We start from the raw sequence: 6,724 nt of genomic DNA on the forward strand, positions 1-6,724 counted from the left end.
GTCGTACGTGGGCAAACGCCCAACAGCGGGGGCGGCGCCGTCCTTATGTGTCTTTGCGCACAGGCGGCGGACCGGGGCGGGCGGGGACCTGGCTGTCGGGATCGTCCGCGGCCAGCTCGGCCAGGCAGCGCAGGCACAGGCAGCGGCCGGGCCAGCGCTCGCGCAGCTGCCGCTTCAGGCCCTCGCCCAGCCGCGTGCCGAAGCAGGCGCACCACCCCTCGTCCACGCCGCAATGGAAGCCCCCGCCGCAGCGCGGGCAGGCGAGGTTGTCGGGCAGCGGCGAGGGCGAGCTCACGTGAACAGCTCCCGATGGCGCTCGCGCAGCAGGTTCTTCTGCACCTTGCCCATGGTGTTGCGCGGCAGCTCGGGCTCGACGAAGACCTGCTTGGGCACCTTGAAGTGGGCGATGCGGTCCTTCAGCGCCGCGACCAGCACGGCGCCATCCAGCGACGCGCCGGGCCGCGGCACGACCACGGCGATCACGCCCTCGCCGAAGTCCGGATGCGGCACGCCGACCACCGCCGACTCGGCCACGCCGGGCAGCTCGTTGAGCCAGCCCTCGATCTCGGCCGGGTAGACGTTGTAGCCGCCGGTGATGATCAGGTCCTTGCTGCGGCCGACGATGGTCACGTAGCCGCGTGCGTCGCGCCGGCCTACGTCGCCGGTCTTGAACCAGCCGTCGGCCGTGAACTCTTCCTTGGTCTTCTCCGGCATGCGCCAATAGCCGGAGAACACGTTGGGCCCCTGAACCTGCAAGTGGCCGATCTCGCCGTCGCCCTCGGTGGAGCACGGCGCGCCGGCGTCGTCGACCACGCGCAGACCCACGCCCGGCAGCGGGAAGCCGACGGTGCCGCCGATGCGCTCGCCGTCCTGCTCGCGATAGGGGTTGGAAGTCAGCATGACGGTCTCGCTCATGCCGTAGCGTTCCAGGATGGTATGGCCGGTGCGGCGACGCCAGTCATTGAAGGTCTCGATCAGCAGCGGGGCGGAGCCGCTGATGAACAGCCGCATCCGCGCGCAGGCCTCCCGCGTGAGCGCGGCGTGCTCCAGCATGCGGACGTAGAGCGTGGGCACGCCCATGAACAGCGTCGCGTCGGGCAGGCGGGCGATCACGCCGCGGGCGTCGAACTTGTTGAACCACAGCATGCGCGCGCCCGCGATCAGCGCGCCGTGCGAGGCCACGAACAGCCCGTGGATGTGGAAGATCGGCAGCGCATGGATCAGCACGTCGTCCGCGCGCCAGCCCCAGTAATGCTTGAGCGTGCGCGCATTGGCCAGCATGTTGCCGTGGCTCAGCATCGCGCCCTTGCTGCGGCCGGTGGTGCCGCTGGTGTAGAGGATCACCGCCAGGTCGTCGGCGCCGCGCTCGGCCGCCTGATGCGTGTCGGGCATCTGCACCGCGCGGTCCAGCAGCGTGCCGGTGCGATCCTCGTTGAGGGTGAAGACCCAGGGGACCTTGGCCTGGAAGGCCATCTTGCTGACCCAGCCGAAATGCTTGCCCGCGCAGACGACCACGGCGGGCTCGGAATTGCCGATGAAGTACTCGAGCTCCGCGGCCTGATAAGCCGTGTTCAGCGGCAGGTAGACGTAGCCGGCGCGCAGCACCGCGAGATAGAGCAGCAGCGACTCGACGCTCTTTTCCGTCTGCACCGCGACGCGGCTGCCGGCGGGCAGGTCCAGCGAGTCCAGCAAGTTGGCGATCATGGCCGTGGCACGGTCCAGGTCGCGCCAGCTGTAGCGCTTGCCGGTGTCGGCGCCGTCGGCGATCTCGATGGCGCAGGCGTCCAGGTCGTCCGGGAAGGACGCGCGCAGGGCGGCGAAGAGGTTGCCGTTGAGGTCGGCGACGGCGTGTCCGTGACCGGTCGGGGGCGGGGTCGTGTCGAGCATCCGGAGAGTTTCGCACCCCCGGGTCATCCCCCGGAGCGGGAGCGCTTCTTGCGCGGACTCACCTGCTACATTGGCCCGCATCAGATCCGCCGCGCCGGCGCCAAGCCGGGATCCGCAGGCGGACGCACGGGCACTCGGGCCCGCCGCCCAGGAGACAAGTCATGAGCGACATTCCTCAGGATGCCGACGCGGTGCTGCGCCTGGCCGCGCAGTCGATGTTCGACGTGCTGGCCAGCACGGCGCAAGGCGCGATGGTGGTCAACCGCGAGCACCGCGTGGTCTGGATCAGCGAGGGCTACAAGCGCTTCCTGCCGGCGCTGGGCTTCCGCGACGAATCCGAGTTCGTCGGCCGCCGCGTCGAGGAGCTGGTGCCCAACACGCTGATGGCGCAGGTCATCGACACGGGCCAGCCCATCCTGGTGGACCTGCTGACCAACAAGGCCGGGACCTTCCTGGTGAGCCGACTGCCGCTGCGTGGCCCGAGCGGCGAAGTCATCGGCGCGATGGGCATGGTGCTGCTGGACCACCCCGAGACCACGATGCAGCCGCTGATGAACAAGTTCGCGTGCTTGCAGGCGGAGCTCGACGAGACGCGTCGGCAGCTCGCCGCCGAGCAGTCGCGCAACCGGCGGCCCAAGCACCGCATCATCGATTTCATCGGCACCAGCGCCGCGGCGCTGGACGTCAAACGCCAGGCGCGCCGGGTCGCGCAGACGGATGCGACGGTGCTGCTGCTGGGCGAGACGGGCACCGGCAAGGAGCTGCTCGCGCACGCGATCCATGCAGCCTCTCGACGTGCGGCCAAACCGCTGGTGTCGGTCAACATCGCCGCCGTGCCGGAAACGCTGCTGGAGGCGGAGTTCTTCGGCGTCGCGCCTGGTGCCTACACCGGCGCCGAGCGCAAGGGCCGGGACGGCAAGTTCAAGCTGGCCGACGGCGGCACGCTGTTCCTGGACGAGATCGGCGACATGCCGCCGGCGCTGCAGGCCAAGCTGCTGCGCGTGCTGCAGGAACAGGAGCTGGAGCCGCTGGGCAGCAACGAGGTGGTGAAGGTCGACGTGCGCGTCATCGCCGCGACCAGTCGCGACCTGGCGACGATGGTGGCGCGCGGCGAGTTCCGCGCCGATCTGTTCTACCGGCTGCATGTGCTGCCGATCCGGCTGCCCGCGCTGCGCGAGCGGCTCGAGGACATCGAGGCGCTGGTCGAGGTGCTGCTCGAGGACATCGCCCGCCGCGGCGGTCTGGCGCCGAAGACGCTGGGGCATGAAGCGCTGCGCGCGCTGATGGCGCAGCGCTGGCCGGGCAATGTGCGCGAGCTGCGCAATGCCTTGGAGCAGGCCTTCCTGATGAGCGACGACGGCCTGCTGGAGCCTAAGCATTTCGGCTTGGGCGCCCCGCAGGAACTGCCGCGCCAGGTCGAGCCGATGCCGGAGGTTCCGAGTTCGATGTCGGCGACTGCGACGAGGCAGGAGGGGCCGAGCGCGACCTTGCCGATGCGCAAGGCGTCGCTGGAGCGGGAGGCGATTGCGCAGGCGTTGAGGCGGACGGGGGGCAATCGGGTGGCGGCGGCGCGACTGCTGGCGATCTCGCGCGCGACGCTGTACGAGAAGCTCAACAAGTACCCCGAGCTCGCACGGCAAGCCCTCGTGACCGAAGGTCACCCGGGGCCGGTGCCGACGGCGAGCGCACGCGGAGCGTGCATCGACAACTGACTGGGCGCGTTCTGTCTGAGGGCAGCGAGCCGGAGGCGAGCGGACCGAGTTGAGCGCCCTGAGGGGTGAGCCGTCGGCACCGGCCCCGGGTGATCTTCGGTCGCCGCTCGGTCCCCGCCGGGCCACACCTGCTGTCCGTCCCTTCAGGGACAAGCCCTCCAACGAACCCGCAATAGCGCCACATCGTCACGACCTTCGCGTTGCGCCCGCACGCCTAGAGGGTTCACCGGGCTTGCCGACGCTGCCGCCCTGTGCGCATATTGCGCACAGGGACCAAAACAGAACGACAAGCCACGACCCCGGTGCCGTTGGGCCGGCGAGTCCAGGAGACATCGATGACGAGCATTACCGCGGCCGTTGCGGCCGACCGTCCCTCTTCCGCGTCCGCTGCCGGACGCACCCGCCGCGCGTGGACGCTGGCGACGCGATTGCGAGTGGCCGTGCTGGCCGCGGTGGTCGCTTTCGTCGTGCTGGTGATGTGGCTGAGCCACCGCTCTGCGATGAGCCTGCTGGACGTGAAGATGATCACGACCGTCGAGCAGGTCAAGAACGCCGAGCAGATCGCCAAGCGCTACTTCGACCGCATCGGCGCGGGCGGCCTCACCGATGCCGAGGCCCGCAAGCAGGCGGCGGCGGAGATCGGCAGGATCCGCTACTCCGGCAACGAGTACATCTGGATCAACGACATGACCCCCAAGATGGTCATGCATCCGATCAAGCCGGAGCTCAACGACAAGGACCTGTCGGGCAACAAGGATCCGAACGGGCTGAAGCTCTTCGTGGCCTTCGTCGACACGGTCAAGGCGCAGGGCGCGGGCTTCGTCGATTACCTGTGGCCCAAGCCCGGATCGAGCGATCCCGAGCCCAAGCGCTCCTACGTGTCGGGCTTCAAGCCTTGGGGTTGGGTGATCGGCTCCGGCGTCTACACCGACGATGTGGCGGCGATCGCGCGCCGCGACGCGCTGATGGCGCTGGTGCTGGTGATCGTCTTCGGCGTCGGCGCGATGGTGGCGGTCGAGTGGTTCGCCCGCGGCCTGAAGCGGCGTCTGGGTCAGATGCGCGAGGTGGTCGAGGCGGTGGCCAACGGTGATCTGCGCGCGCAGGTCGGCGACGGCATCGGCGCGCAGTCGCAGGACGAGATCGGCGTGGTGCTGACGCAGGTCGCCGCGATGCAGCGGCGGCTCAGCGAGCTGGTGCGCGCGATCCGCGACGCGACGGACTCGATCCAGCATGCGTCGCGCGAAGTCGCGATGGGCAGCCAGGACTTGTCGCAGCGCAGCGAGCAGGCGGCGTCGAGCCTGCAGCAGACGGCCGCCTCGATGCAGGAACTGACGCAGCAGGTCTCGCATTCCGCGCAGGCGGCGCAGCAGACGAATCAGCTGGCCTTGGGCGCGGCCGATCGTGCGCGTCAGGGCGCCGACGTGATGGGCGAGGTCGTGCAGACCATGGACGGCATCTCCGGCGCGAGCCGCAAGATCGCCGACATCATCGCGGTCATCGACGGCGTGGCCTTCCAGACCAACATCCTGGCGCTGAACGCGGCCGTCGAGGCGGCGCGTGCCGGCGAGCAGGGGCGAGGCTTCGCGGTCGTCGCCAGCGAGGTGCGCGCGCTGGCGCAGCGCAGCGCGGGGGCGGCCAAGGAGATCAAGACGCTGATCAACGACTCGGTCTCGCGCGTGGACGCGGGCAGCGCGCAGGTCGGCCGTGCGGGCGAGGCGATGGGGCAGATCCTGGACTCGGTGAAGCAGGTGTCCGGCACGGTGGCCGAGATCAGCCAGTCCAGCGCCGGGCAGTCCGACGGCCTGGCGCAGATCAACCAGGCGGTCGCCCATCTGGACGACATGACGCAGCAGAACGCCGCGCTGGTCGAGCAGACGGCCGCCGCCGCCGAGTCGCTGCAGCAGCAGGCGAGGTTGCTGAACGAGCAGGTGGCGACGTTCAGGACTTGATTCGCCTTGACTGTCTGGACGTCGGACACCGTCCGAATTTCAGACATTGAATTGATCGCAGCCTCGCGCCGCTGTCTGAAATCCGGACAGCGGCGTCGTCGTTTCTGGCGGAAACCGGGCGATGCGGACGCGTTTCCTGCGGGTTCTCCCGGACGGCACGGGCCTTGCGAAGTGAGCGGACCGAGACCGGCGCACGACCGGTCCGTCACGACAGGAGACAAGGCACATGACCCATGGCTTCATCCGCGCCGCCACCGGCGCGGCGCTGGCGTTGAGCGCCGCGCTCGGCGCGAGCGCCCCGGCCCTCGCGCAGGGCAAGGAGATCCGCATCGCCCACGTCTACAGCCGCACCGGCCCGCTCGAGGCCTACGGCAAGCAGACACAGACCGGCCTGATGATGGGCCTGGACTACGCCACCGGCGGCACCATGACCGTGGCCGGCCGCAAGCTCGTCGTCATCGAGAAGGACGACCAGGGCAAGCCCGACGTGGGCAAGAGCCTGCTGGCCACCGCCTACGGTGACGACAAGGCCGACATCGCCGTCGGCCCGTCCTCCTCGGGCGTCGCGCTGGCCTTGCTGCCCGTGGCCGAGGAGTACAAGAAGATCCTGCTCGTCGAGCCCGCCGTCGCCGATTCCATCACCGGCGACAAGTGGAACAAATACATCTTCCGCACCGGCCGCAACAGCTCGCAGGACGCGATCTCCAACGCCGTCGCGCTGGACAAGCCCGGCACCGTGATCGCGACGCTGGCGCAGGACTACGCCTTCGGCAAGGACGGGGTGAAGGCCTTCAAGGACGCGATCAAGAAGGCCAAGGTCGTGCATGAGGAATACCTGCCCACGACGACCACCGACTTCACCGCCGGCGCGCAGCGCCTCATCGACAAGCTCAAGGACCAGCCCGGCCGCAAGGTGATCTTCATCATCTGGGCCGGCGCGGGCAACCCGTTCAAGATCGCCGATCTGGACCTCAAGCGCTACGGCATCGAGATCGCCACCGGCGGCAACATCCTGCCCGCGATGGCCGCCTACAAGGCGCTGCCGGGCATGGAAGGCGCGACCTACTACTACTTCGGCATCCCGAAGAATCCGGTCAACGAGTGGCTCGTGGCCAACCATTACAAGCAGTTCAAGACGCCGCCCGACTTCTTCACCGCCGGCGGCATGAGCGCCGG

Annotated in this window: 5 protein-coding genes; 3 read left to right on the plus strand and 2 right to left on the minus strand. The window is 69.2% G+C overall.

What is annotated here, in order from left to right:
- Positions 1-43 precede the first annotated feature (43 nt).
- Together ABDW59_RS12405 and ABDW59_RS12410 are read right to left on the minus strand one after the other, a co-directional pair.
- Positions 44-295, minus strand: coding sequence for a cysteine-rich CWC family protein (locus ABDW59_RS12405; protein ID WP_343630138.1), 252 nt, complete (start codon positions 293-295; stop codon positions 44-46).
- Positions 292-1,887, minus strand: a complete 1,596-nt coding sequence (locus ABDW59_RS12410; RefSeq protein WP_343630139.1) for a malonyl-CoA synthase — start codon at positions 1,885-1,887, stop codon at positions 292-294. The genes ABDW59_RS12405 and ABDW59_RS12410 overlap by 4 nt, the downstream gene beginning before the upstream one ends.
- Before the next feature lie 161 nt (positions 1,888-2,048).
- On the opposite strand from ABDW59_RS12410, the gene ABDW59_RS12415 reads away from it, so the two are divergent.
- From ABDW59_RS12415 to ABDW59_RS12425, 3 genes are all read left to right on the plus strand, one after another.
- Positions 2,049-3,599: a sigma 54-interacting transcriptional regulator gene (locus tag ABDW59_RS12415; protein ID WP_343630141.1), complete on the plus strand. Its 1,551-nt coding sequence runs from the start codon at positions 2,049-2,051 to the stop codon at positions 3,597-3,599.
- 335 nt (positions 3,600-3,934) lie between these two features.
- Complete coding sequence (locus tag ABDW59_RS12420) at positions 3,935-5,548, plus strand: methyl-accepting chemotaxis protein (protein ID WP_343630142.1); 1,614 nt, start codon at positions 3,935-3,937, stop codon at positions 5,546-5,548.
- A gap of 226 nt (positions 5,549-5,774) precedes the next feature.
- Positions 5,775-6,724: substrate-binding domain-containing protein (locus ABDW59_RS12425; RefSeq protein ID WP_343630144.1), on the plus strand; the 950-nt coding region annotated here is incomplete at its 3' end.

The sequence above is a fragment of the Roseateles sp. genome (assembly GCF_039595295.1).
GTDB lineage: Bacteria > Pseudomonadota > Gammaproteobacteria > Burkholderiales > Burkholderiaceae_C > Roseateles.

Excerpts from the sequence above, each read along its gene's own strand:
- ABDW59_RS12410 (WP_343630139.1), bottom strand. The coding sequence starts at position 1,887 with ATGCTCGACACGACCCCGCCCCCGACCGGTCACGGACACGCCGTCGCC.
- ABDW59_RS12420 (WP_343630142.1), top strand. The coding sequence starts at position 3,935 with ATGACGAGCATTACCGCGGCCGTTGCGGCCGACCGTCCCTCTTCCGCG.
- ABDW59_RS12415 (WP_343630141.1), top strand. The coding sequence starts at position 2,049 with ATGAGCGACATTCCTCAGGATGCCGACGCGGTGCTGCGCCTGGCCGCG.